25 protein-coding genes, 5 tRNA genes and 1 rRNA gene are annotated in these 25140 nt (G+C 47.5%); 1 reads left to right on the top strand and 30 read right to left on the bottom strand.

Going from position 1 to position 25140, the window contains the following annotated elements:
* The 23 genes from LUCIF_RS13740 to selD all read right to left on the bottom strand — a co-directional run.
* Positions 1-344: ribosomal RNA gene (locus tag LUCIF_RS13740) — 16S ribosomal RNA — on the bottom strand; the annotation flags it as partial.
* Positions 345-781: 437 nt separating this feature from the next.
* Positions 782-857 (bottom strand) — tRNA-Phe (locus tag LUCIF_RS13735).
* 12 nt (positions 858-869) lie between these two features.
* Positions 870-945 (bottom strand) — tRNA-Asp (locus LUCIF_RS13730).
* 70 nt (positions 946-1015) lie between these two features.
* Positions 1016-1091 (bottom strand) — tRNA-Val (locus LUCIF_RS13725).
* Between the two features lie 4 nt (positions 1092-1095).
* Positions 1096-1170: transfer RNA gene (locus LUCIF_RS13720), tRNA-Glu, on the bottom strand.
* A gap of 5 nt (positions 1171-1175) precedes the next feature.
* Positions 1176-1251 (bottom strand) — tRNA-Lys (locus LUCIF_RS13715).
* Positions 1252-1330: 79 nt separating this feature from the next.
* Complete coding sequence (locus LUCIF_RS13710) at positions 1331-2614, bottom strand: adenylosuccinate synthase (RefSeq protein ID WP_122628458.1); 1284 nt, start codon at positions 2612-2614, stop codon at positions 1331-1333.
* 72 nt (positions 2615-2686) lie between these two features.
* Positions 2687-3979 (bottom strand): adenylosuccinate lyase, encoded by a 1293-nt coding sequence (gene purB, locus LUCIF_RS13705; protein ID WP_122628457.1) that lies wholly within the window; start codon positions 3977-3979, stop codon positions 2687-2689.
* Positions 3980-4308: 329 nt separating this feature from the next.
* Positions 4309-5643 carry a replicative DNA helicase gene (gene dnaB / locus LUCIF_RS13700; protein ID WP_122628456.1) on the bottom strand — a complete coding sequence of 445 codons (1335 nt, stop codon included), beginning with the start codon at positions 5641-5643 and terminating at the stop codon, positions 4309-4311.
* A gap of 127 nt (positions 5644-5770) precedes the next feature.
* Positions 5771-7702, bottom strand: coding sequence for a Lon family ATP-dependent protease (gene lonC, locus LUCIF_RS13695; protein ID WP_122628455.1), 1932 nt, complete (start codon positions 7700-7702; stop codon positions 5771-5773).
* Between the two features lie 59 nt (positions 7703-7761).
* The gene (rplI, locus tag LUCIF_RS13690; protein ID WP_122628454.1) at positions 7762-8208 is read right to left on the bottom strand and encodes a 50S ribosomal protein L9; all 447 of its coding nucleotides are present in this window, start codon (positions 8206-8208) and stop codon (positions 7762-7764) included.
* Complete coding sequence (locus tag LUCIF_RS13685; RefSeq protein ID WP_122628453.1) at positions 8205-10175, bottom strand: DHH family phosphoesterase; 1971 nt, start codon at positions 10173-10175, stop codon at positions 8205-8207. Before LUCIF_RS13685 ends, rplI begins: the two co-directional genes overlap by 4 nt.
* Before the next feature lie 13 nt (positions 10176-10188).
* A complete protein-coding gene (locus tag LUCIF_RS13680; protein WP_122628452.1) occupies positions 10189-11145 on the bottom strand; it encodes a YybS family protein in 957 nt (318 codons plus the stop codon).
* 4 nt (positions 11146-11149) lie between these two features.
* Positions 11150-11458 carry a MazG-like family protein gene (locus tag LUCIF_RS13675; protein WP_122628451.1) on the bottom strand — a complete coding sequence of 103 codons (309 nt, stop codon included), beginning with the start codon at positions 11456-11458 and terminating at the stop codon, positions 11150-11152.
* 98 nt (positions 11459-11556) lie between these two features.
* Entirely contained in the window at positions 11557-12915 is a 1359-nt protein-coding gene (locus LUCIF_RS13670) for an HD domain-containing phosphohydrolase (RefSeq protein WP_122628450.1), read from the bottom strand.
* 124 nt (positions 12916-13039) lie between these two features.
* Positions 13040-13270 carry a 30S ribosomal protein S18 gene (gene rpsR, locus LUCIF_RS13665; protein WP_122628449.1) on the bottom strand — a complete coding sequence of 77 codons (231 nt, stop codon included), beginning with the start codon at positions 13268-13270 and terminating at the stop codon, positions 13040-13042.
* Between the two features lie 18 nt (positions 13271-13288).
* Positions 13289-13693 (bottom strand): single-stranded DNA-binding protein, encoded by a 405-nt coding sequence (locus LUCIF_RS13660; protein WP_122628448.1) that lies wholly within the window; start codon positions 13691-13693, stop codon positions 13289-13291.
* A gap of 64 nt (positions 13694-13757) precedes the next feature.
* Positions 13758-14042: a 30S ribosomal protein S6 gene (gene rpsF, locus LUCIF_RS13655; protein ID WP_122628447.1), complete on the bottom strand. Its 285-nt coding sequence runs from the start codon at positions 14040-14042 to the stop codon at positions 13758-13760.
* 144 nt (positions 14043-14186) lie between these two features.
* Positions 14187-15293, bottom strand: a complete 1107-nt coding sequence (gene ychF, locus LUCIF_RS13650; RefSeq protein WP_122628446.1) for a redox-regulated ATPase YchF — start codon at positions 15291-15293, stop codon at positions 14187-14189.
* 126 nt (positions 15294-15419) lie between these two features.
* Positions 15420-15623: a DUF951 domain-containing protein gene (locus LUCIF_RS13645; protein ID WP_207857651.1), complete on the bottom strand. Its 204-nt coding sequence runs from the start codon at positions 15621-15623 to the stop codon at positions 15420-15422.
* Between the two features lie 88 nt (positions 15624-15711).
* A complete protein-coding gene (locus LUCIF_RS13640; RefSeq protein ID WP_122628445.1) occupies positions 15712-15993 on the bottom strand; it encodes a putative Se/S carrier protein in 282 nt (93 codons plus the stop codon).
* A gap of 21 nt (positions 15994-16014) precedes the next feature.
* Complete coding sequence (yedF, locus tag LUCIF_RS13635) at positions 16015-16611, bottom strand: sulfurtransferase-like selenium metabolism protein YedF (RefSeq protein WP_122628444.1); 597 nt, start codon at positions 16609-16611, stop codon at positions 16015-16017.
* On the bottom strand, positions 16601-17677 hold the full coding sequence (gene selD, locus LUCIF_RS13630) for a selenide, water dikinase SelD (protein WP_122628443.1): 1077 nt from the start codon (positions 17675-17677) through the stop codon (positions 16601-16603). The genes yedF and selD overlap by 11 nt, the downstream gene beginning before the upstream one ends.
* A 141-nt stretch (positions 17678-17818) precedes the next feature.
* On the opposite strand from selD, the gene LUCIF_RS13625 reads away from it, so the two are divergent.
* Positions 17819-18568 carry a hypothetical protein gene (locus LUCIF_RS13625; RefSeq protein WP_122628442.1) on the top strand — a complete coding sequence of 250 codons (750 nt, stop codon included), beginning with the start codon at positions 17819-17821 and terminating at the stop codon, positions 18566-18568.
* A 51-nt stretch (positions 18569-18619) separates the two neighbouring features.
* On the opposite strand, the gene LUCIF_RS13620 is transcribed toward LUCIF_RS13625, so the two are convergent.
* The 7 genes from LUCIF_RS13620 to LUCIF_RS13590 all read right to left on the bottom strand — a co-directional run bounded on the left by LUCIF_RS13620 (position 18620) and on the right by LUCIF_RS13590 (position 25033).
* The gene (locus tag LUCIF_RS13620; protein WP_207857649.1) at positions 18620-19549 is read right to left on the bottom strand and encodes a cation diffusion facilitator family transporter; all 930 of its coding nucleotides are present in this window, start codon (positions 19547-19549) and stop codon (positions 18620-18622) included.
* 204 nt (positions 19550-19753) lie between these two features.
* Positions 19754-20407, bottom strand: coding sequence for a CBS and ACT domain-containing protein (locus LUCIF_RS13615; RefSeq protein ID WP_122628441.1), 654 nt, complete (start codon positions 20405-20407; stop codon positions 19754-19756).
* Between the two features lie 78 nt (positions 20408-20485).
* Entirely contained in the window at positions 20486-21190 is a 705-nt protein-coding gene (locus LUCIF_RS13610) for an ABC transporter ATP-binding protein (RefSeq protein ID WP_122628440.1), read from the bottom strand.
* On the bottom strand, positions 21190-21957 hold the full coding sequence (locus tag LUCIF_RS13605; protein ID WP_122628439.1) for an ABC transporter ATP-binding protein: 768 nt from the start codon (positions 21955-21957) through the stop codon (positions 21190-21192). Before LUCIF_RS13605 ends, LUCIF_RS13610 begins: the two co-directional genes overlap by 1 nt.
* Positions 21935-22897: a branched-chain amino acid ABC transporter permease gene (locus tag LUCIF_RS13600; RefSeq protein ID WP_122628438.1), complete on the bottom strand. Its 963-nt coding sequence runs from the start codon at positions 22895-22897 to the stop codon at positions 21935-21937. The genes LUCIF_RS13605 and LUCIF_RS13600 overlap by 23 nt, the downstream gene beginning before the upstream one ends.
* A gap of 9 nt (positions 22898-22906) precedes the next feature.
* Positions 22907-23785, bottom strand: coding sequence for a branched-chain amino acid ABC transporter permease (locus LUCIF_RS13595; protein WP_122628465.1), 879 nt, complete (start codon positions 23783-23785; stop codon positions 22907-22909).
* 72 nt (positions 23786-23857) lie between these two features.
* Entirely contained in the window at positions 23858-25033 is a 1176-nt protein-coding gene (locus LUCIF_RS13590) for an ABC transporter substrate-binding protein (protein ID WP_122628437.1), read from the bottom strand.
* Positions 25034-25140: the final 107 nt, after the last annotated feature.

The following is a 25140-nucleotide window of genomic DNA, read 5'->3' as shown; positions in this document are numbered from 1 at the left end:
CTGGGCCGTGTCTCAGTCCCAGTGTGGCCGTTCATCCTCTCAGACCGGCTACTGATCGTCGCCTTGGTGAGCTCTTACCTCACCAACCAGCTAATCAGACGCAGACCCTTCTTTTAGCGACAGCATGTTCAGAGGCCGTCTTTCCTCTCCTTGCCATGCGGCACGGACAGCTCATTCGGTATTAGCACCCCTTTCGAGGTGTTGTCCCCAACTAAAAGGCAGGTTGTCTACGCGTTACTCACCCGTTCGCCACTAAGGTTCCATTGCTGAAACCTCCGTTCGACTTGCATGTGTTAGGCACGCCGCCAGCGTTCGTCCTGAGCCAGGATCAAACTCTCCAATAATGTTTTATTGAAGAACCTTGATGGCTCTTTATGAATTAAAGAATTCTTGGTTGTTTTTTGACGGTATTACTTCCGTAATACCTGTCCGCACATCTGGCTTTTCACCTTACTTACATTGTTTAGTTTTCAAAGAACAGCTTTTATAGTTTATCACGTTTCTTTCACCGTGTCAACTATTTTTTTCGTCGCCGTCGTTCTTGGCTAACGGCCGACAAGTTCATATCTTACCAAAGTCACGGCTGTTTGTCAACTGCTTTCGCTTTGGTATTTTTTGCCGCCGTTTTGTCGACGGCTTTTATATCTTAGCATAGGATTTCACATTATGTCAAGCAATATTTATTAAATTTATACTTCCATGCTATTTTTTCACCTGTGCTCAAACCTATGCATGAAAACTATAAGAAAAAAACCTTGCATAGCAAGGTTTTTTATTATAATGGTGCCGCAGGGCAGAATCGAACTGCCGACACGAGGATTTTCAGTCCTCTGCTCTACCGACTGAGCTACCGCGGCATAATTTCAGGATGGCGACCCGGAAGGGACTTGAACCCTCGATCTCCGCCGTGACAGGGCGGCATGTTAACCACTACACCACCGGGCCATATATATAAACGATGTGATTTCAAAGCTTAGACAATCCTCACTTTTACTTTTCACATCGTACTTTTAGTTGGTGGGCGATGACAGGATCGAACTGCCGACATCCTGCTTGTAAGGCAGGCGCTCTCCCAGCTGAGCTAATCGCCCTTAATGGTGACCCGTAGGGGATTCGAACCCCTGATACCGCCGTGAAAGGGCGGTGTCTTAACCACTTGACCAACGGGCCAAAATTGGTGATCCACGATGGACTCGAACCATCGACACCCTGATTAAAAGTCAGGTGCTCTACCTACTGAGCTAGTGGATCACGCGTCTCACAAGACATGATTATATCGCATCATTTAAAACCTGTCAAATACTTTTTTAGAGAAATTGCAATGAGAATTCTAAAACATATCGTGGAGAATAATTGTCTGATCCCGCCGGGGACCGACGGAAACAATACCGGTTTCGATTCCCGTTACCTCGCTTAACCGTTCAACATAGCGGCGGGCATTAACCGGCAGGTCGTCATAACGCCGTATGTCGCTAATTGATTTCTCCCAACCAGGCAATTCTTCATAAACAGGCTCTACCTGCCCTAATATTTTGAGGCTGGCCGGAAATTCGTTCAATAATTCACCTTTATACTTATAACCGGTACAAATCTTTAACGTCTTTAAGCTATCCAGTATATCCAGCCGGGTTATAGCCATATAATCCAGACCGCTGACATAACCCGCATAACGGATTACACAGGCGTCAATCCAGCCGCAGCGGCGCGGCCGGCCGGTTGTCGTGCCGTATTCAAACCCTTTTTCCCGAATCGTACTGCCAATCTCATCATGAAGTTCCGTTGGGAATGGTCCTTCTCCAACTCTGGTTGAATAGGCTTTAACTACACCAATTACTTTATTTATCTTGGTAGGCCCCACTCCGGCGCCGATACAAGCTCCGCCGCCAATCGGATGGGATGAGGTAACATAAGGGTAGGTGCCATGATCAAGATCCAGCAGCGTTGCTTGCGCTCCTTCAAACAGGACATTCTTTTTTGCTTTAAGAGCTTCATTGATCACAACGGCCGTATCCGCCACATAAGGCCGCAACTGTTCGGCATAGTTCAGGTATTCTTCTTTCATTTGCTCATAATCGAAGCCTTCCGTTTCATATACCGCCTTAAGCAAATGATTTTTTGCCTCCAGATTGCGGGCCAGTTTTTCACTAAATTCCGCTTCATCCATCAGATCAACAATACGAATACCTGTCCGGGCATTTTTATCCATATAGCAAGGCCCGATACCCCGTTTGGTTGTACCGATTTTATTGTCACCGCGATGTTCTTCTTCCACCTCGTCCAGCAAACGATGGTACGGCATTATAACATGAGCCCGGTTGGATACTTTAAGCCCGGAAGTATCAATACCTTTTTGCTGCATATCTTTCAGTTCTTTCAGCATAACAGCCGGGTCAATCACTACGCCGTTGCCAACCACACAGGTTTTGCCGGAATATAAAATACCGGAAGGCAATAAATGAAGTTTAAATTCATTTCCGCCGACTACTACCGTATGACCGGCGTTATTGCCGCCTTGATAACGGACCACAACATCGGATTTTTCAGCCAGATAATCCACAATCTTTCCTTTTCCCTCATCGCCCCACTGGGTTCCAATCACTATAATCGCTGACATATTTGTAAGCCTGCCCTTCTTTATTTAGTCGGCCCCAAAAGCCTGATGCTCATCCTCTGCCGGCAGTTTCCCTTACAAGCCAAATCTGGCCATAATCGTATCTACATGCCGTAGATAGTATGTGTACTCAAAACATGCTTCAATTTCAGCCGGTGACAAATACTGCCGGATTTCTTCGTCGTGGAGAACATTCGCCTTAAAATCGGCGCCTTCCATCCACTTGGCCATAGCGTTGCGCTGAACCCAGCGATATGCCGTTTCCCTCACAACTCCCTTATCAACCAAAGCAAGCAGTAATCGCTGACTGAAAATCAAACCGCCTGTTTTTTCTATGTTGGCCTTCATCGCCTCCGGATACACCAGCAATTTATCCACAATATTGGTAAACGTGCGCAGCATATAATCCACTAAAATGGTACTGTCCGGTAAGATAACCCGTTCCACCGAGGAATGGGTTATATCCCGTTCATGCCATAATGCCACATTTTCCATCGCAGCTAACGCGTTGCCGCGTACCAGCCTGGCCAGACCGGCTACCCGCTCGCAGGTAATAGGATTCCGTTTGTGGGGCATTGCCGAAGACCCTTTTTGTCCGGGATGAAAATACTCTTCCACTTCCCGGATATCGGTGCGCTGCAAATTACGAATTTCCGTGGCAAATTTATCCAGGGAACTGGCAACAACGGCCAATGTAGTCATAAACTCGGCATGGCGGTCCCGCTGAATTACCTGGGTTGCCAATTTGGCTGCCTTCAATCCCATCTTCCCGCATACATACGCTTCAACCTGCGGATCGATGTTAGCATAAGTTCCTACGGCGCCGGATATTTTACCGACAGCCACAGCTTCCCTCGCCCGCTGGAGACGTTCGATATTGCGCTCCGTCTCATCCAGCCATAATGCAAATTTAAGTCCTAAAGTCAAAGGTTCGGCGTGAATACCATGGGTGCGGCCAATCATAACCGTATGTTTGTGTTCGGCCGCCCGCCGCCGGAGAACTTCCCGGAAGTTCATAAGGTCTGTCAAAATAATATCCGCCGCTTGCTTCATCATCGCCCCCAGGGCCGTATCTTTTACATCACTGGAGGTCAAGCCCATATGTATATATTTAGCCTCATCACCAACATTTTCCGCCACTGCCTGTAAAAAGGCCAAAATATCATGCCGGGTTTCTCGCTCAATCTCCCGGATTCGTTCTACGGAGAACTTGGCCTTTTCCTTAATAACCGGAACGGCTGCCGCAGGAATGTGCCCCAGCTCAGCCATAATTTCACAGGCATAAATCTCAATATCCAGCATGGTTTGAAATTCGTTTTCGTCAGTCCATATGCGCCCCATTTCAGGGCAGGTATATCGTCGAATCATTCTTGATTACCCCTTTGCATTGAATTACTTTCCCTATTTTTTCCCGAGTCGCAAAAATAACTCAAACGGGCATTAACCGCCTCGGTTTGAGTTATGGGGAACAATTGAGGGTACGAAAGCCTCGCCATTGTGAACAACTATACACAAATTCCCTTGATTATCATAGCATCTGTCCTTCGGCGTGTCAACGAATTTTTCGAATGTTTTTTTAGATGTTCTCTTTAATGTTCGGATAAATTACTAAAAAATATGGATTGTAGCCGAAAAAGCCCAATCCATACAATCTTTACAGTATTTAACCTTCGGAAAAGAGAACGTTCCTCCGCAACTTATCCCTGCATTCTGGCTAAATCGCTGAATTTGGTAAATTGCTTGTGGAAGAACAATTGTACCGTGTCTACCGGTCCGTTACGGTGTTTAGCCACAATGACTTCCGTTATATTCTTCTGGTCCGTGTCCGGATTATAATAGTCATCACGATATAAAAAGGCTACAATATCCGCATCCTGTTCCAGGGAACCCGACTCCCTTAAGTCACTAAGCATCGGTTTCTTCGACTGTCGCGACTCCACGCTGCGGCTAAGCTGGGATAGTGCGATAACAGGAACGTTAAGTTCCCTGGCCAAGCCCTTCAAAGAACGGGATATTTCGGAAATTTCCTGCTGCCGGTTTTCATTTCGCCCGCCTGAACTGGACCCTTGCATTAATTGCAAATAGTCAATAATAATCAGTTTCAGGCCATGTTCACTCTTCAGCCGGCGGGCCTTCGCCCTCATCTCCAATACCGTAATTCCCGCTGTGTCATCAATAAAAATAGGTGCTGAAGCCAACTTATCGGCTGCGACTACCAGCTTAGTCCAATCTTTCTCTTCCAAATCTCCCCGCCGCAGCCGCGAGGCGTCGATAGGCGCTTCGGCACAAAGCATACGCTGCACCAACTGCTCTTTAGACATTTCCAGGCTAAAAATAGCCACCGTCTTCTTTTCCCGGATTGCCACATTCTGAGCAATATTCAGCACAAAGGCCGTTTTACCCATACTAGGCCGGGCGGCAATTAAAATAAGGTCTGACGCCTGCAATCCTGACGTCAGGGTATCCAAATCCTTAAATCCGGTTGACAAACCGGTTATACCGCCTTTAGAAGCATACAATTCATTGATTTTATCAAACGCTTCAAAAACAATATTTTTAATGGGTGAAAAAGCCTGTCCAATGCGCCGGTTGGATACGCTTAAAATCATCTTTTCCGCTTCATCCATTATTTTGGCTACTTCTTCCCCGGCTTCATAGCCCATGCCGGCAATTTGCGTCGAGGCATTAATCAGTTCCCGCAGCAATGCCTTTTCTTCCACAATCCGGGCGTGATAAATGACATTTGCTGCCGTCGGCACACTATTGGCCAAAAAGGTAACATAAGCAATGCCACCGGCTACTTCCAGCTTATCCTCTTTTCGCAGCGCTTCAATCACGGTAATCATATCAACCGCGTCATTTTTGTTGAATAACTGAAGTATGCCCTGATATACAAGCCGGTGTGCCTCACGGTAAAAATCTTCGGGCCGTAAAAACTCCGCAACCTTGGCAATCGCTTCCCTTTCAATCAGCATAGCGCCAAGTACGGACTGTTCCGCCTCAACATTTTGCGGTGGTACTCTATCTAACAATGGTTACAACCCCCTACTCCCTGCAAATACACAATGAGCATTTGGCACTTGGTTCAGGACAGTAAATCGCCCCCTGAAAAACCAAGTGCCAAATGTGCATGCCTTAACCGGCTGCCCTACTATAAATTTACGCTGTATTTTTTTCCGTATCAGCAAACAGAATTTCCATTGCTTCTTCCACGGTCGATACCGGATACGTATTGAGGCCTAGATGCCCGGTGGGAATATCCTTTTCATTCTCTTTGGGAATAATCAGCGTGGTCATACCGGCTTGTTTAGCTCCATAAGCCTTTTCAAAAACACCGCCCACAGCCTTAACCTTGCCCTGGATAGATACTTCACCGGTTACCGCGACATCCTGCCGCACAGGACGGCCGGTTATGGCAGAAATGATAGCCGTCATTATGGCTGTTCCGGCAGACGGCCCGTCGATACGCCCGCCACCGATAATATTTACATGCAGATCATAATTTGCCAGATCTTCACCCGTAAGCTTGCGGACAACGGCAGCAGCATTAAAGACGGAGTCTTTGGCCATACTGCCGGCTGTATCGTTAAACCGGATCGTACCTTTGCCTTTTTCCGTCAGCGGAAAAGCAACCGCTTCAATTTCCAGCACGGAGCCCAAATATCCCGCAACACCCAAGCCAAAGACTTTACCGATTTCGGCTTTCTGGGAAGCGCGCGTACTAACATAAGGTGAAAGCCGGCTCACCTGAGCCACCCGGTAGATATCCTCTCTGGTTATAACCAGACCTTCCACCTGGTCTCCCTGCCGTTGTAAGGCTAATCCAAAGGCATCGGCCAAAATATTGATGGCCTTTCGCCCTTCAATCGTATATTCGCTGATGAGCTGTGGCACTTCCGGTTCAATTTCTACCGCCAGCTTAACCGCCGCATTATAAACAATTTCCTCAATGTGCTTCGGTGTCAGCGGTTCAAAATAAATTTCCGCACACCGGGACCGAATGGCCGGTGTTAAATCCTCCGCATCCCGCGTAGTCGCGCCGATTAAAATAAAATCAGCCGGAGCTCCTTCTTCAAACAGCTTTTTTATATATTTAGGAACATTAGCATCCGTTGAATCATAATAGGCCGAGTCAAAAAACACCCGCTTATCCTCAAGTACCTTTAAAAGCTTATTCTGCAGCATGACATCCATTTCGCCGATTTCATCAATAAACAAAATACCGCCATGCGCATCTGTCGCCAAACCGGGCTTGGGCTCCGGTACGCCTGTTTCGGCAAAATCGCGTCGTGCCCCCTGATATATTGGGTCATGCACGGAACCTAAAAGTGGATTGGTCATATCACGGGGATCCCAGCGCAATGTTGTACCGTCCACCTCAATAAAGGGAGAATCCTTATCAAACGGAGTATTTTTCAACCGGCGAGCTTCTTCCAGCACCAGACGGGCAGCTGTCGTTTTGCCGACCCCCGGCGGTCCGTATAAAATCAGGTGCTGGGGATAGGGAGAAGCTAATTTGGCTTTTAAAGCTGCTACCGCCCGTTCCTGGCCGATAATTTCGTCTAAATTAGACGGTCGCAATAGTTCCATGGCCGAGCGCGTCAATTTCCGCGTTTCCAACTTTTCCAGCATAGCATATTTCTTAAGGGTTTGCGGATTTTCAACGCTGTTGTCCTCTTCCTTAAGCACTTGCATTTTTATTTCCTGTACATATTCTTGATGCCGTTCTTCCATCTTTTCGGCAATCTTCTTTTCAATCTTTTCTTCTACGGCCCGGCGCGCTAATAAATCGGCTAGTTCTTCTTCGATATCTTCCAATATTGCCGGAATCTCTTCCATAGTTGGCAGCTTTTCTACGGTAGGGTCTTCAAAAACCAGTTTTTGTAAAGCCAATACTTTTTCCGGCAAACTTTCGGAGCGCATTAATTCCAGCGCATCCAGTTTTCCCGCTCGCAGCACGACCTTCTCCGGTCCGATAATACCGGAAAATAAACCGTACAGCGATGAAACCTGTCTTTTCAATTGCTCATCCATCGTTGTTCTGGTTTCCAATGAATGCGTGCGGATAAACCGGTTAAAAAATTGTTTCATAATATTTCCTTTCTAAATGGTAGCAGATTAGCAATCTGTTCCGTCACCAGAACCCCCCCTTACAGGGAAACGATATGCACCTGGATTTGGGTCGTTACTTCGGGATGAATACGAAGGGTTATTGCGTAGGTTCCTAAGCTTTTAATATTTTCTTTAATTTCAATTTTTCTTTTATCCATTTCCACCTGATGTTGAGCCAGCAGCGCATCGGCAATATCTTTGGACGTTACCGAACCAAATAATTTGCCTCCCTCCCCCGTCTTAACGGGTACGCTGACTTCCAACTGCCCCAGTTGAGCCGCCAACAGCCTGGCCTCATCCAGTAACCGTTGCGTTTTCTGGACCTGAGCGGCTTTTTGCTGTTTAATCGTATTAATATTGGTATTCGTGGCCGGAACTGCCAATTTCTGCGGCAAAAGATAGTTCCTGGCATATCCTTCCGATACTTCTATGATATCTCCCTGTTTACCAAGTTTTTTAACTTCTTGTTGTAAAATCACTTTCATTCGCTTTCACTCTCCTTTATGTAGCTGGTTATGATTTCAATCACTTGCTGTTTTACGTCCTCGAGACCGGCATTTTTAACGCGGGCTCCGGCTACCGTCTGATGGCCGCCGCCACCGATCTGCTCCATAATAACCTGTACGTTCACATCTCCTTGAGAACGGGCGCTTACGCCAACACCGTCTTCTAAAGGAAACAGAACAAAACTTACTTTTACACCTTCTATGCCAAGCAACATATCCGCTGCCTGCGAGGCAACCACCTGCGCATTTTTCACATCCGAACAGACTGATATAACGACACCGCCCGGCAGCATCTCCGTATGGTTAATCACTGCCGCCCTAGCCTTGACGGTTTCAAAATCAACCCGGAATAAATGACGCACCAGGGATGGATCCGCACCGGCCCGCCGCAAATACGACGCCGCATCAAAGGTACGCACCCCCGTCTGCACGGCAAAATGCTTCGTATCCACAATAATCCCTGCATACAGGGCTGTCGCTTCGAACCGGGTCAAGTCCAGCCGTTCATCAAAATACAGCAGCAATTCCGTCACCAATTCACTGGTGGAAGAAGCGGACGGCTCCAAATAGATCAACAACGGATTAGCTATGAATACCTCGGCCCGGCGGTGGTGGTCAATGACAATCACCTTGTCAACCTCAGATAATAATTCTGAGGCGGCAACCAGTTCCGGCCGGTGCGTATCCACTACAAACAGCAGCGTCCGGGATGTCACCCGCGATAATGCCTGGGTGCCATTAATAAAGACCTCTTGATACTCGGCGCCTTCCGGCAAAATTTCCGCCAACTTATCGACAGCCAATCCAGGATGACTTACGACGACATGAACCGGCTTACCCAGCGCCCGGGCCATTTTGGCCACACCAAGAGCCGCTCCCAGGCTGTCGAAATCTTCTCCTACATGGCCCATCACCAACGCCAAATCACAGTCTTCCAGCATCTCCCGGATCGCCTGCGCCACAATCCGCGCTTTTACCCGTGTATTCTTTTCTATGGCTTTGGCTTTTCCGCCAAAGAACTGTACCCGTGAATCCAAATATACCGATACCTGGTCGCCACCCCGCCCTAGCGCCAGATCAAGCCCGGCCTGAGCTTTCTGCGCCAACGCGGCAAGCGGACTATCCTCTGTGGCCAGTCCCATGCTTAAAGTAACCGGAATCTTGTTTCCCGCCTGAATAGTCCGGATACGGTCCAAAATTTCAAATTTATCATTCATTAATCGGTCTAATGCCTGGCGGTTAAAAACGGCAATATACATATCTTCCGTATATTTTTTCAAAAATCCGTCCAGTCCGGTAGCCCATTCCACAAGCAGTTGATTTACTTCGGCCAAAATGGTGGTACGCTGACTTTCATTTAAGCCTTTGAGAACATCATCGTAGTTATCAATCTGAATATAAGCAAATACCGGCATTGCCTGATGGCATTTTGTCCGCATGGCTTCGATGGCCGTTATGTCCATAATATATAAAATAAACATCGGGCTTGCCCCCTCGTTAAGAGGTACATACATAACCCGGTAGTGCTTATCGCCGGTATGAAAAACTTCCGTTTCCACCTTTTTTCCGGCTGCGTCAAAACCAAATTCAGGCCAAACTTTGCTAAGTGGCTCACCAATTTCCAACTGTCCCTGCGTCCATTGGGTCAACACGCCGTTCTTCCAATGTACAACACCGGCCTGGTCCAAAATGGCAATAGCCAACGGCAGATGTTGCAAAGCAAAAAAAGACGCCTGATCCACATGAGAACTCATTGATTCCAAATAGGCGGTTATTTCCCGCTGGCGGATAGCATGACGTTCCCGTCCATAAAGATATAAAACATACAGCAGAATAGCCCCGACCACTGCAATAAAATGATTATAATAAACAATCACTAATACCAAAGCGGCGGATACCGCCAAATAAATACGGGTATCAAACCAAAAGGATGGACCCTGTCCCATATCCAACCCCCCCTCAAGAACGAGGATATCGGAGCCGACGATAATCAAACGCTATGTCAAAGGCCCCGCTTAAAACTAAAATCTGCAGAAATAAACCGTTGGTAAACACCAAAACCAGTATAATACTCCGCGTAATCCTTGACAAATTGTATTTATCGGCAAGGAAGTAAAATAACGCCAAACCTTGAATCAACAGGAAAATGCTTAGTATAACCTGTAAATTTAAACCGACCCGGTACACCATAGTAAGCTGTTGAGCATTTCCCCAAAAAGTCAGCACGACCGACAAAAAGAAGGCATAAGCGACATAGGCCGGTATCGACCATAATTTAAATGGTGGAAAAGATTTCACGTGGTGTCCCAGTTTTTTCAAAACCTTTCTAGCTATGACAAAGTTCAAATACGTATCCACCACAGAAGCTAAAATCAAACCGGCGGGAAAAATAATTTTCATATAACCAACTAATGCATTCATTGTATCTGCTAATTTAGTCAGTTCTGCTTCTTTCATACCGAAGTTACGGTATATGGCTACTGCCTGGTTAACTGCCTCACTCATAGCACTAACCTGCGTAGTTAAAGGATTCACACCCATAACCAAAAAGGCGATATAGAAGACGGCAATTTTAGAAATCAACGATGCTATGGAGCCCCATAGCATCGATTTAAACGGACCGGCATCCATCCGGAAAGCGTGTCCCAGGGCAATCCCGATCAGGCCGAAACCGACAACGACGGTAACGGCATGCAAAGGATGCATCGTAATGGCAATAATCACCCCGGATACGACGGTAGCCATAATACTCCACCGATACCCATGACGAACCCCGAGGAGAATAATAGGAACCGGCCAAATTAAATTTACAAAGGATCCTAAAACAGGGATATAGGCGCTGATCATGGCAAAAACCACAGCAATTGCCGCCAGTACGCCCCCTTCGGTCATGGAAACAGTTTTCGTTTGGTGCATGCATTCACCTCTTTTGCCGGAGATAATGTTGATATTCGCTTAAATCACCAAACCATTTCTCCACTTCATGATCTTTCTTTATATTAAGAGCCACCCGCGCTAAAACAGCATCGTCCAAAGCTTTGAAATCAACTCCCAGCCGCCGTCCCAGCACATAGCAACAGATCACAACACTCGCCAAGGATTCGGCAATTGCTGACTCGGCATTTTCGGCCACAGCCCGCAGCAATTCACCGACATTGCTTACCAGGTCCGCTTTAAGATGTTCGATCAAACGCAGTTTGCGCAATATTTCCGCTTCATGGGAGAACAAAACCAACCCTCCTTTGAACCTACGATGCTTTGCAGGGTATATCTTTATATTATTCTAACAGGTAAAGGTGGTTTCCTCCCTATACATCACGAATGGGTTTATTTATTAGCAGACCGGCGCAGAAACGATTCTGCAACCCGCGGGTCAAATTGAGTGCCACTGCAGCGCTGAATCTCGTCAAGTGCTTCGGTTGTTGATTTTCCTTTGCGGTAAGGACGGTCGGATATCATGGCCTGAAAACTATCCGCCACAGCAATAATACGGGCTCCCAGCGGAATATCCTCGCCGGCCAGAGAATATGGATAGCCCTTGCCATCCCAGCGTGCGTGATGGTGAAGTACCATTTGCGTCACATCCGTCAAAGCGGGAATTCCCCGGATAATGGCAGAGCCAATGGCCGGATGACGCTTAATTTGCTCCCATTCCGTCTCATTTAGCCCGCCGGTTTTGTGAAGAATTACATCGGAAATACCAATTTTTCCAATATCATGTAGAATAGCGGCCACATTAATCTTAAAAATTTCCTGCTCTGTCAAATTCATCTTTTCTGCAATCTGCACAGCAATTTCCGCCACCTCGGATGAATGTCCGAATGTATATGGGTCTTTGGCTTCCAGTGCCCGTACCAGAGCGGCAATGACCGAAAACAGCATATTCTCCCGCTCCCCGTGCAGTGTAACGGCCAGTTCATTAATCTCGGCAGCAAGACAATCAATTTCATCACTGCCTTCGACTAAAAGCGAAATATTCAGATTTCCCACATTCATGTCTCCTACGGCTTGATGTAAATTCCGAATTCGGTTGCTGAAATTATGGGCCATTATCATGCTGACCGCCAGAATCAAGAATATGGCCACCGCTAAAACGTAGAGCAGTGTGCGTGCATACGAATGGAATTGGGCCTGTACCGTATCAGCCGTTATGTCCAGTCCGACAATACCCACTACTTGTCCTCTGGAATTATAAACCGGTGCATACCCCGATATGGTGGTTCCCCATTGATCGGTACTAAAATCGGGGTCGGCGGCAGGAGCCGAAAAGGCTGCCGCCATTGCCGGCAGGGCTGTGCCGTCATAAATTTGGCCCAAATGAGCCACGCTGGTTTGATCCGGGTCAGCATCCACAATAAAAGAATACATCCCCGCCACATCTGTTTTTCGCAGCGTATAAATATATTTAATATCGGGATTCTGCAGAGCAATTAACGCTAGTTGCCGTTTTATCTCCTGATATGCAGGGGAGGTTTCCTCCGCCGGCGATGCAAGTCTTTCCAGCATATCACCGTTCACTTGCAAGGCGGCAATTGCCGCCATATGTTTAAGGTCATTCCGCAAAAAACTTATATGGTCCTGCTTAATGTGCCCATATAGAACATAGGCAATTCCCGCTGTAATGACAATCGTAAAGCTGAAGAAGGCCAGGAATAATTTAGTCCGTAACGAAAAATATATTGACATAGACTAACGCCATCCTCTTCGCAGCCGATTTTATTCTTACAATAAGTTCGCAATTCGACACTAAATACCCTGCCGGATAAAAATAAAATAAAAAGGATTTGGCGTGGTGCCAAATCCTTTTTTCTTATTCTGCTGTAAATGGCAGTAATGCGATATTACGGGCCCGTTTAATGGCCACTGTCAATTGCCGCTGATGCTTAGCGCAATTGCCGGAAATACGGCGCGGCAGGATTTTCCCCCGCTCGGTGGTATACCGGCGGAGCTTAGGGATATCTTTATAGTCGATCGCTTCTACTTTATCAACGCAGAAGCTGCAAACCTTCTTCTTAGGCTTTCTGCCTTTTTCACGTTTCACCGTACTGTCAACCTCCCTTTAAAATGGAATTTCTTCTTCAGGGAAGACTTCACTGCCAAAGGAACCGGCATCATGGGAACCACTGCCAGTCGTACCGGCGGCTGGTTTTCGCTCCAGGAATTCTATATTCTGGGCTATTACTTCCGCAACATTACGTTTTTGCCCATCATTGGTTTCATAAGAACGGAGTTGAAGCCGTCCCTCTACAAGTACCCGTTGTCCCTTGGTAAGGTTATTGCCGCAAACCTCGGCCAGTTTTTCCCATGCGACAATCGGAATAAAATCAGCATCTCTCTGGCCCGGCGTCTGGCCACCGCCAATGCGGTTTACCGCCACCGCAAAAGAAGCTACCGCTTTTCCGTTTTGCGTATATCGAACTTCCGGATCCCGGGCAAGCCGGCCAACCAGTATCACCTTATTCATGGTTCTACTCCCCCTGAGAAACTTTGATTCTAAAAAATACGCCGGTGCGTGTTCACGCCCGTGTTTACTCGTCTTCTTTAACAATCATGTACTTCAAGATTTCGTCGGTAATCTTCAATACCCGCTCCAGCTCAAAAACAACTTTGGGCTCGGCGCTAAAGAAGAACAGGCAATAATAACCGTCCATGAAGTCTTTCACTTCATAGGCTAACCGCCGTTTTCCCCAACGATCAATCTTTTCCATGTCTCCACCATTGGATTTGATAAGATTCTCAAATTTGGCAATCACCGCATTGGTTGCCTCTTCTTCCAACGGCTTGACAATGAATATGACTTCGTACTTTTTCACGAAATCACCTCCTCCTCTGGACTAATGGCCCCATCAACAGGGGCAGGGAAGGTTTGGAATCAAAAATTCAAAACCTCTAGATTGTCCTAACTAATATATTATAGCACTACTTATGAAGCAGGTGCAACTCTATCCTTTATATTTTTAGACATTAAACCGAAAATAAGTCACGTCACCGTCTTCCATGACGTACTCCTTGCCTTCCAGACGAACCATTCCCTTTTCTTTAGCCAGCGAATAGCTGCCTACGGCCATCAGTTCATCAAAAGATACTATTTCCGCCCGGATAAAACCCCGTTCGATGTCGGAATGAATTTTGCCCGCTGCCTGGGGGGCTTTTGTGCCTTTTTTAATGGTCCAGGCCCGTACTTCCGGTTCACCGGCGGTTAAAAATGTAATCAGTCCCAGTAGTTTGAAGCTGGCTTTGATCAGTTGATCCAAACCGGATTCCTGCAAACCCATTTCCGCCAAAAATTCCTTGGCTTCTTCGGACGGCAATTCGGCGATTTCCGATTCCAGTTTAGCCGAAACCGCAATCACGGCCGCCTTTTCTTCCGCCGCATAACTGCAGACCTTCTGGACATAGGGATTGTCCAAGGGATCCGCTACTTCCGCCTCACTGATATTCGCAACAAAAAGGACCGGTTTTACCGTCAATAAGTTAAGTTCCCTCACCAACGCCGCTTTTTCCTCGGTATCAATAACCCGCCGGGCCGGAACGGCTTCTTCCAGCGCCGCTTTCACAGTGACAAGCAGGTCCATCTCCACCTGAGCTTTCTTGTCACCACCCTTGATCATTTTCTGCAACCGTTCCAGTCGTTTTTCTACGGTCTCAATATCGGCCAGACATAATTCCGTGTTGATAATTTCAATATCCCGCAACGGATCCAGTCCGCCTTCAACATGGGTAATATTGTCGTCGGCAAAACACCGCACAACTTGGGCCACAGCATCTACCTGACGGATATGAGCCAAGAATTTATTGCCCAGACCTTCTCCTTTGGAAGCTCCTTTTACTAAGCCGGCTATATCCACAAACCGCATGGCAGTGGGAGTCACTTTTTTGGGTTTATACATAACCGCCAATTTTTCCAGACGCTCATCCGGCACTTCCACAACGCCGACATTGGGTTCAATTGTACAGAAAGGATAGTTGGCCGCTTCGGCTCCAGCCTTGGTAATTGCGTTAAACAGTGTACTTTTGCCGACATTGGGCAATCCGACAATTCCCACTTCCAAGCTTGTGCTCATAAATGAATTCCACCTTATATTATATAATCTTATTTATTGTAGAATATCCGGTTTTCAAATTCAATAGTTCCGCTAAGAAAAACCTCTAACGCAGTCTTGCGGCTCGTGGCGCAGGTCTCAGCGGCATTATTCCCCTTGTGGCACCTTTTCCAAAATGGCTTTGACAGCCTTCTCAAATTTGACGCGGGGAATCATGACCTGCCGCCCGCACCCCAGACATTTGAGGCCAAAATCTATGCCCGTCCGGGTAATAATCCACCGGTCCGAACCGCAAGGATGCAGTTTTTTCATTTTTACAACATCGCCGATGTGATAAGGAATGATTATCATTTTTCTCCCGCCCATCTTAATAATGAGAATTCATCTACTATTGGTCCATGGGAACTTCCCTTCGAAATCGCTATCCGTCAACCTTAAATCATCCTTCATAGTCAGCCAATAATTCATATACCCGGTTATTACCGTCCCGGCGAAACAATTTTGACCAGCGCACCTGTCCTTTTTCTATGGCTTTCCGGATTCGAGATTCGTCGGCTGAGGAAAACAACAGGCACTGACCGCAGCTTACATCAATTTCCCGCGGCGTGGGAATAACCATAACATCACACCCGGTTTGAATCAACAACTGCTCGGCTTTGATAGCCTGGTGAACCGAATCGAATGTCAATAAACGGTTATATTCGGCATACAACCAAATCACCTCACCTGCCGGTACTCCAAATTATAATGTTATCGTCTTAACCGCCGGGTTAGCGATTTGCTCCAAAATGTTGTACATATTCGTCACTGTCCCAACCTGCAAATGATTTTTTAGATGATAGTAATCAAGACAGGTTCCACAGGACAGAATTTCAACCCCGCGCTCCGCCAGTTGCGTTAGATGCACCAGTACCGGTGAGCCCTCGCTGGTTAAAAATACCCCGGAATTAGCAAATATTATGGTGGAAGGAAGTGGTTCCTTTTCCGTTAATGTATAAAAAAAGGATTTGATTAATACATTTCCTAATTCACTGCTGCCATGGCCTAAGGTATTATGACCGACAAAATAAACCAGTTTGTCTTTGGAAAATTGCGGTGCCGGCGCTTCAGCTATCCTTTCTCCTTTGCCTTTGATTATTTTTATGGTATAAATGCCGTCCTTTTCCACCGCATCAACGCTGCATCCATTGGCAATCGCAAATTTACTGACATTTTCTTTGGCAGCCGCATTATCAACAAGGATAACCAGCAGCCCGTCGGTAATGTTCTCCAGCGCTTTCTTAGTCGCTATGACCGGTTGGGGGCAAGCCAATCCCCTCGCGTCCACATTAATAGACATGAATTTCACCTCTTCCCGCAGTTTTCATCCGTCCTATGCAGGAAGCCGCCGTGACTCCCGCCTGTTGCAGTGCATCCAAGGCAGCGGCAATCTCCTGCTGTGGCAAGCTTGCCAAAAGTCCCCCCGAGGTCTGCGGGTCAAAGCATAAATCAATTACATTCTCCGGTACTTCGCTGTTGATGTTGACCATTGCAAAATGTTCCCGGTTACGATACGCTCCGGCCGGAATCAGTCCCATAGACGCCGCATCCCTTGCCTCCGTCAGAAATGGCAGTGCCTGGGAATCGACCTCTGCCGCCAGACCGCTGGCCATAGCCATTTCATGCATATGGCCCATTAAACTAAAACCGGTTACGTCCGTACAGGCATGGACCGTAAAAGACTGTAAAATTTCGGCCGCTTTCCGGTTTAACGTTTTCATGCTTTCCACGGCTGCCGTGACTCCTTCCGCAAACATATCCGCCCGGGCCGCAGTTGTCAGCACTCCCGTACCAATTGCTTTGGTAAGAATCAAGCCATCGCCCTCCCGGGCGCCGGCATTGGTCCAAACCTTGTCCGGATGGACGAGGCCTGTAACACTCAATCCATATTTTGGTTCACTGTCCTCAATGGTATGTCCGCCGGCAATTACCGCCCCGGCCTCCATCACCTTGGCCTGTCCGCCCCGTAAAATTTCCAATAGCACTTCACCGGGCAGGCGACAGACTGGAAACGCCACAAGATTCATCGCCGTAACCGGCCTGCCGCCCATGGCGTATACATCGCTCAGACTATTGGCAGCAGCAATTTGTCCGAATTGATAAGGATCATCCACAATGGGGGGAAAAAAATCAACCGTCTGAATTAGCGCGGTTTCATCATTTAATTTATAAACGCCCGCATCATCGGACGTGTCAATGCCAACTATCAGCTTTGGATCTTTCATTTGCGGCAATTGGCGCAACACTTTCGTCAACGCTCCCGGCCCCATCTTGGCAGCACAACCGCCGCTTTTTGCATATTGGGTTAACTTTACCGTACCAAGCCCTCCCTGTTCTCCCTGTTTTTCACATTTTACACCGTCTATTCTATTATTATACTTAATACATCAAAACCCTCTTTCCTGGCCGGATTTTCACCCTTTTAGCCTATTCCGCATATACTGGTGACACAGCCGGGCGGTACTACTGTCTTGGCATTCAGGGACGAAAGATGAGGTGGTTATCGGATGGCTACTCCGCAACCAATTATTACTACCATATTGGCGGATATCAACGCAGTCGTCCCTAATTTTTCTTCTCTCGTTTCCTCGTACCGGCTGCTGGTAGGTGCGGCGGAAGAAATCCATCGCATTCCCGGCGTTTCAGAGGAAATTTTTCAACGGTCCATTACCCGTTTCGACCGTTGCGGTACCCTGATTGATATTTTTCTGGAATTATTATGTTGTAAAATTACCTATAGCACGGAATTTCTTGGTCTTTCCTGTGCACCGATCGATCTTTTCCGGTTGCTGCTTAACCGCTCCGACGCCCTCGACACACCCCATCACACAGCGGAACAAATTGTTGAACTGGAAGCGCTGCGTCGCGCTCTCGGCCTTTCCGGCCTTGACTGTTCCTGTTTCAATTCACCCTTAGGCGGCAACTGCCCGCCGGAACAAGGTCATCATTTTACCTATACACCTCCTCCGCCGCCCACACCGGCACCAGCTCCGGCTCCGCCATCGGCGGAGCCGGGAGAAACCGAGGTCGAATCGGAATTGGAATTGTCCCGGACGGATCCGGAGCCGGTTACAGGCCCGCCGGCAGAAGCCGAAGTGAATTCAGACCCGCCGGTTCCTCCGAAGACAACCCAGGAATCCCAGCCGTCACCGCCCCGTCCTGTAAAACTTCCGCCCCAATCGGCTCAACCGGGGCCCTCAGGCCCAACGGGCCAACAGATTAAAATTACATACCGGGACCCCCGTCAAGAGCTATAAAAAAGACCGCTAACGCGGTCTTTCGTTCCATGGGGAAGGGCTCAGTATTTATCATTTATCCGTCCGTTTCTCCTGGGGCGGTAACAAGGGACACGTGCCAAGGCCTTCCTGATGGTCGCACGGCTCCAGGTGAATCACTACGTCACAAAGTCCCAAACGGGCCTTAATTGCTTCTTCAATTTTATCACAAATGTCATGGGCTTTATCGAGATGCATGTGCTTACTCAAAATTAAATGCATGTCAACGAGGCGGTAGCTGCCTGACCGGCGCGTACGCAGCTGGTGAAAGGTAATCACTTCCGGCTGATTCTTTAAAATTTCCCGGATAATTTGTTCTTCTTCCTCCGGCAGGCTGATATCGGTCAATTCATAAACACTTTTTTTGGTCATTTCATAGCCGGCTTTGAATACCACTCCGGCGACAATAATGGCAATCGCCGGGTCCAGCCAATACAATCCGGTTATCCGGATTAACAGCAATCCGGCAAACACCCCGGCCGAGGTCCATATGTCGGTCCGCAAATGCAGCGCGTCGGCTTCCAGCGCATGCGAACCCGTTTGCCGGGCTACTTTATACAGATGCTTCGATACAAAATAGTTTACTATGGCCGATACCAGCATAATCGCAATACCATATTCAATAAACTCCGGCTGACGGGCTGCGGCCAGCTTCCCTATCGCCTCATATACAATCCAAACGGCAGCCCCTAAAATCAAGAGGGCTTCCGCCGCCCCGGACAAATTCTCCACTTTACCATGCCCGTAAGCATGGTCTTCGTCCGGCGGTTTACCGGATTTGCGAACGGCGTAAAAAGCAACAAGAGCCGCAATGAGGTCTACTCCTGAATGAGCCGCTTCTGAAACAATGCTTACAGCTCCGGTAAAAAGACCTACCCCCAATTTTCCAATAACCAACATAATATTGGACACTACCGAGAGACGAGCGGCACTCTGTTTTAATTTATTCTTAGCCTGCTCCAAGAAACTTCGACCTCCCTGAAAATAGTGCCGAATATACGGCAAAGGCCTCCGGCAATAGGCTTTCTGCCAATTGAAATAATAAACCTGCGGTCCATCAAGGTCCCGCAGGTTTACTGCTGCATCCCGCCCGGCTACCCCGGCTTGCACCGGTTGCCTGTTCCCAACTATTATAACATATTCCCAACGAACAAAAAAGTGTCTGCCTTATCCGATTTGAACAATATGTAATACCGGATATCCGGCAGCATTCAATTTTTGGGTTAAGATATCCACATCGCTAACGTCGGCCCGGATCACTAATTCGTATTTCGTTTCTGTCCCATTGGGCAGACGGTAACTTACCAAACTGCCGATATTAATACCCAGATCCTTAAAAATACCCGTAACTTCATGAATAACGCCGATCTTATCGGAAACATCAATGGTAATCCGGGTTTTTCCTTCCGGTAAACCCATGACATCAACAAAACTTTTAAAAAGGTCCGTTTCGGTAATGACTCCCGCTACTTTACCATTGCCGTCCACAACGACCAGACCGCCAATACGGTTATTGTACATGGACAGTGCCGCTTCCTCGATGGTGGCATCCGCAGTAATGGTAATAACATGCTTCTTCATAATGTCTTTAATCTGCATTTTGGCCAACAAATAATTCAGTTCAAAGATCGAAAGAGTGGTCGCCGGTGATGGCGATACTTCCCGTAAATCCCGGTCTGTAATAATTCCCACCAAATTACCGTGGTCAATTACCGGCAGGCGGCGAATTTTATTGTTACGCATCAAATCCATCGCATCTGCCACGGTAGTCGTTGGAGTGATAGTGACAGGATTGGGAGTCATCCGTTTATCAACAAACATTTCTATCTCTCCTTTTTATATGTGATAAATCACCCTATTAGTACGAAAAAAGAACTTTTTTATCACTCTTATTTTGTATTAACCGCCCAGATAAGCCTTGCGTATATCTTCGCTGGCCGCCAGCTCCTGCGCCGGACCGGAAAGAGTGATCCGGCCTGTTTCCAATACATAGGCCTTGTGCGCAATAGATAGCGCCATATGAGCATTTTGTTCCACCAACAGAATGGTCGTTCCGGTCTGATTGATTTCTTTAATTATGGAAAAAATCTCTTTAACCAACAGAGGCGCCAGCCCCATAGACGGCTCATCCAAAAGCAGGAGCCGCGGCCGGCTCATAAGAGCGCGCCCCATGGCCAGCATCTGCTGTTCCCCGCCGGACAAAGTTCCGGCAATCTGGCTGCGGCGTTCGGCCAGACGGGGAAATCTGGAAAATACTTTCGCCAAATCTTCCTGAATTCCCTTCTTATCAGAACGAACATAAGCGCCCAATTCTAAATTTTCGAATACCGTCATATTGGCAAAAATACGCCGGCCCTCCGGTACTTGGGAAATCCCCAGCTTTACAATTTTTTGCGCGGCGAGGCTGGAGATTGGTTGTCCCTCAAACGAAATTCCCCCGGTTTTAGGCCGCAGCAAACCGGAAATTGTCCGCAAGGTCGTGCTTTTGCCGGCACCATTAGCCCCTATCAGCGTTACAATATCTCCTTCATTGACTTCGAGGCTAATCCCCTTTAATGCATGGATAGCACCATAATATACGTTTATCTTATCTACCTTTAGCATCAGTCCACCTCTTCCCCGAGGTAAGCCTCGATAACGCGCGGATTATTCTTAATCTCCAGTGGCGTACCCTGAGCGATTACGCTGCCATAATCAAGCACATAAATCCGTTCACACACGCCCATAACCAGACTCATATCATGTTCAATCAAAAGAATCGTCAAATCAAACTCTTTCCGTATCCACCGGATCATTTCCATCAGCTGCTGTGTTTCTTGCGGATTCATACCGGCAGCCGGCTCATCCAGCAGCAGCAGCTTCGGCTGCGCCGCCAGCGCCCGGGCAATTTCCAGACGCCGCTGTTCCCCATAAGGTAAATTTTTAGCGATTTCATCCTTCTTATCAGCCAAATTAAAAATTTCCAGAAAGCGAATGGCCCGGCGTTCTACTTCCGCTTCGCCTTCCATATAGCGTCCAATCCGCAAAACAGATTCCAAGATCCCATATTTCACATGAAAATGATAGGCAATTTTAACATTATCGAGGACAGTTAAATCGGAAAACAGCCGGATATTCTGGAATGTCCGCGCAATTCCTCTCTGGGTAATCTGATAGGGCTTAAGTCCGGCGACCGACTTATCATCAAACACTATACTTCCTTCCGTCGGCACATATACCCCTGTCAGCAAATTAAACACGGTGGTTTTACCCGCCCCGTTCGGGCCGATAAGTCCGATGAGTTCTCCGGGGGCAATGTCCATGTTAAAGTTGGATACGGCCCGCAGCCCGCCAAACACTTTCGACAGCTTATTGACTTTGAGTAGTGCCACGGCGCTCACCCCCCATCAATTTGCCAAACATTTTCAAACTAAGTTCTTTGTTGCCAAACAGACCCTGCGGTCTATACAGCATTAAAATAATCAGCAATAATGAATAAATAACCATGCGCCATTCGGGATAACTGGCCAGTTCCGCCGATATAAAAGTCAGCAGCACGGCCGACGTGATCGAGCCGGTAAGGCTTCCCAGACCGCCCAATACCACCATGGTAAGGATATCAAAGGATTTCATAAACGTAAAGGAAGCGGGATGGGCGATATAAAAGTAATGGGAAAACAGAGCCCCGGCGACGCCGGCAAAAGCGGCCCCGATTGCAAACGCCATTACTTTATATTTGGTCGTATCAATCCCCATGGCTTCCGCGGCAATCTCATTCTCCCGTATGGAGATACAGGCCCGCCCATGGGTGGAATTGACAAAGTTTTTAATAAAAAACAGCGTGAAAATGGTCAGGAAAAATATCCAGGTAAAGTTTGTATAGCGGGGAATGCCCATGAAACCGGAAGCTCCGCCCACATAATCTATATTTAGAATGGTAATGCGGATAATTTCTCCCAGTCCCAACGTAGCAATCGCCAAATAGTCGCCGGATAAGCGCAGCGTTGGCAAGCCGATCAGAAATCCCAGTATCCCTGCGCCGACAGCACCCGTCAATATGGCAATAGCAAAGGGTAAATGCATTTTCACCGTCATAATGGCGCTCATGTAAGCTCCAACGGCCATAAACCCGGCGTGGCCAATAGAAAACTGGCCCGTAAAACCGTTTATCAAATTCAGACTGGCCGTTAGAATGATGTTAATGCCGACCAAAACAATATTTAACTGCCAAAACGGTCCAATAACATCCGTCATAATCAGGCCCTGCATGATGGCATAGAGGACCAGGCAAGCTCCCAGTGACAGCAAATCCTTTTTTCTTAATGCATTCATTTCTGCCACCTACACTTTCTCACGTACATTTTTGCCTAACAAACCGGACGGCCGGAACAGCAAAATGATGATTAGGATTGCAAAGGCAGCGGCATCCCGGAAGGTAGAAGATATGAACCCGCTTACTAACGCTTCAATCACACCAAGGATAACGCCGCCCATCATAGCGCCGGGAATAACGCCGATACCGCCCAGTACGGCCGCTACGAAGGCTTTTAAACCCGGCATAATCCCCATGAGAGGATCAATGGAGTTATAGTATATTCCGACCAAAACCCCGGCGGCGGCGGCTAACCCGGAACCCAGGGCAAAAGTAAAGGATATGGTTTTATCCACATCAATTCCCATTAACCGGGCGGCATCCGTATCAAATGATACGGCGCGCATGGCTTTGCCCATCTTGGTCCGGTGGACGATATACGTCAGCAAAACCATGAGGACTACTGAGATTACCATAATTAAAATTTGCTGCCCGTCGATGATGATACCGCCAATATTATATACGGGCAAAGAAAATACCTTGGGAAAAGTCCTCGGCTGCGGACTGACCAGCAGTATGCCGCCATTTTCTAATAACAGGGAAACTCCAATCGCCGTAATCAATATGGCGATTTTGGGCGCATTCCGCAGTGGACGGTACGCGAGACGTTCAATAATCACTCCTGCCAGAGCCGCTGTAATAATCGCCATAATCAGTGCAGGAAAAAAAGACAGTTTCAATACCGAAGTGGCAAAAAAGCCAACGTAAGCCCCCAGCATATAAATATCTCCGTGGGCAAAATTAATTAGCTTGATAATACCATATACCATCGTGTAGCCTAACGCAATCAAAGCATAAATACTGCCCAGCGAGATTCCGTTTACCAATTGCTGTCCAAGTTGTTGCATAAATGATCCGATGTCCAAGCTTTCTCCCCCTCTCCATAAAATAATCCTTTGTACAGCGGTTAATTTAGACCCTTACGGATTTACTTTTTCCCGGAAAGTCTGCTTCCCGTCTTTCATTTCAATAATAACCGCGCTTTTTACCGCATCGTGAGTCGCATTCAGGCTAATCATACCGGAAACGGCAGCATAATTCCGGGTTTGGGCCAGTTGATCTTTAATTTTTACAGGATCCGTACTATTCGCCCGTTTGATCGCTTCAATAACCATCATTGTCGCGTCATAAGACAGGGCGGCAAATGCATCCGGCGTCTGCTGATACTCTTTCTGATAATCTGCTACAAATGCTTTCACAGCCGGACTATTATCATCCGGTGAGTAATGATTACTGAAAAACGTATTGTTTAAAGCCTGCGCCCCGGCAATTTCCGGCAATTTAGCCGAATCCCAGCCGTCTCCGCCCAGAATGGGAACCATAATTCCCAGATCGCGGGCCTGCTTTACAATCATGCCGACTTCCTGGTAATATCCCGGCACAAAAATAACATCCGGATTTTGCGCTTTTATTTTGGTCAATGTCGCCCTAAAGTCCGTATCTTTCTGTAAATAAGCCTCCTGGTCTACAATCTGACCGCCGTTTTTTTCGAATGTTTCTTTGAAATATTGACCTAATCCCTTGGCATAATCACTGGAATTATCAATATAAATCGCCGCTGTCTTGGCTTTCAGGCTTTTTTGGGCGAAATTGGCCATGACCGCCCCCTGGAATGGATCGATAAATGCTGCCCGGAATATGTAATCCCTGACTTTACCTGTAGCCGGATCTACCGTTACTTTGGGATTGGAAGCCGTCGGACTGATGGCCAGCACTTTATTCGTTTCATTTACCTGCGCTGCCGCAATTACACTGGATGAGGCGATCGGAGCGATTGCTGCAATAACCCGGTCCTGGGTAACCAGTTTTTGCATAGCGTTGGCTGCTTCCGCCGCTTCGCTTTTGTTATCAGCCACAATTAGTTCCAATTGCTTCCCAAGGACGCCGCCTTTGGCATTGACTTCCTTAATAGCCAGTTTCGCACCATTCAGTGCCGATTGGCCAAACGTAGCATTTCCGCCGGTCATCTCCAAATCCGCACCCAGCTTAATCACATTGGAATCCTTAGCGGAGTTCCCGCATCCCGCGAGAAAAGCGGCCAAAATTATGCTGACCACCAATACACCGGCTTTTTTTGCTTTCCCCTGAATACTCATTTTTCTCCCCCTGTTTTCACTCAACTGCGTGGATTGCCTCTGCAATACCGTGGACTATGTACGTCCATTGCACATGGTTGTATTTTATACACGGTATATTATAGATA

Source organism: Allolucifera butyrica, from assembly GCF_900476375.1.
GTDB lineage: Bacteria > Bacillota > Negativicutes > Sporomusales > UPPP01 > Lucifera > Lucifera butyrica.
This window is presented reverse-complemented; position numbering and strand designations above follow the sequence as displayed.

Coding starts and splice junctions, on each gene's coding strand:
- lonC (WP_122628455.1), bottom strand. CDS start 7,702: ATGAAACAATTTTTTAACCGGTTTATCCGCACGCATTCATTGGAAACC.
- LUCIF_RS13595 (WP_122628465.1), bottom strand. CDS start 23,785: ATGCAACAACTTGGACAGCAATTGGTAAACGGAATCTCGCTGGGCAGT.
- purB (WP_122628457.1), bottom strand. CDS start 3,979: ATGATTCGACGATATACCTGCCCTGAAATGGGGCGCATATGGACTGAC.
- LUCIF_RS13590 (WP_122628437.1), bottom strand. CDS start 25,033: ATGAGTATTCAGGGGAAAGCAAAAAAAGCCGGTGTATTGGTGGTCAGC.
- LUCIF_RS13660 (WP_122628448.1), bottom strand. CDS start 13,693: ATGAATAAGGTGATACTGGTTGGCCGGCTTGCCCGGGATCCGGAAGTT.
- LUCIF_RS13710 (WP_122628458.1), bottom strand. CDS start 2,614: ATGTCAGCGATTATAGTGATTGGAACCCAGTGGGGCGATGAGGGAAAA.
- LUCIF_RS13685 (WP_122628453.1), bottom strand. CDS start 10,175: ATGGGACAGGGTCCATCCTTTTGGTTTGATACCCGTATTTATTTGGCG.
- rplI (WP_122628454.1), bottom strand. CDS start 8,208: ATGAAAGTGATTTTACAACAAGAAGTTAAAAAACTTGGTAAACAGGGA.
- LUCIF_RS13645 (WP_207857651.1), bottom strand. CDS start 15,623: ATGATAATCATTCCTTATCACATCGGCGATGTTGTAAAAATGAAAAAA.
- LUCIF_RS13680 (WP_122628452.1), bottom strand. CDS start 11,145: ATGCACCAAACGAAAACTGTTTCCATGACCGAAGGGGGCGTACTGGCG.
- ychF (WP_122628446.1), bottom strand. CDS start 15,293: ATGAGCACAAGCTTGGAAGTGGGAATTGTCGGATTGCCCAATGTCGGC.
- LUCIF_RS13615 (WP_122628441.1), bottom strand. CDS start 20,407: ATGTTTGTTGATAAACGGATGACTCCCAATCCTGTCACTATCACTCCA.
- yedF (WP_122628444.1), bottom strand. CDS start 16,611: ATGTCTATTAATGTGGACGCGAGGGGATTGGCTTGCCCCCAACCGGTC.
- LUCIF_RS13600 (WP_122628438.1), bottom strand. CDS start 22,897: ATGAATGCATTAAGAAAAAAGGATTTGCTGTCACTGGGAGCTTGCCTG.
- LUCIF_RS13610 (WP_122628440.1), bottom strand. CDS start 21,190: ATGCTAAAGGTAGATAAGATAAACGTATATTATGGTGCTATCCATGCA.
- LUCIF_RS13670 (WP_122628450.1), bottom strand. CDS start 12,915: ATGTCAATATATTTTTCGTTACGGACTAAATTATTCCTGGCCTTCTTC.
- LUCIF_RS13625 (WP_122628442.1), top strand. CDS start 17,819: ATGGCTACTCCGCAACCAATTATTACTACCATATTGGCGGATATCAAC.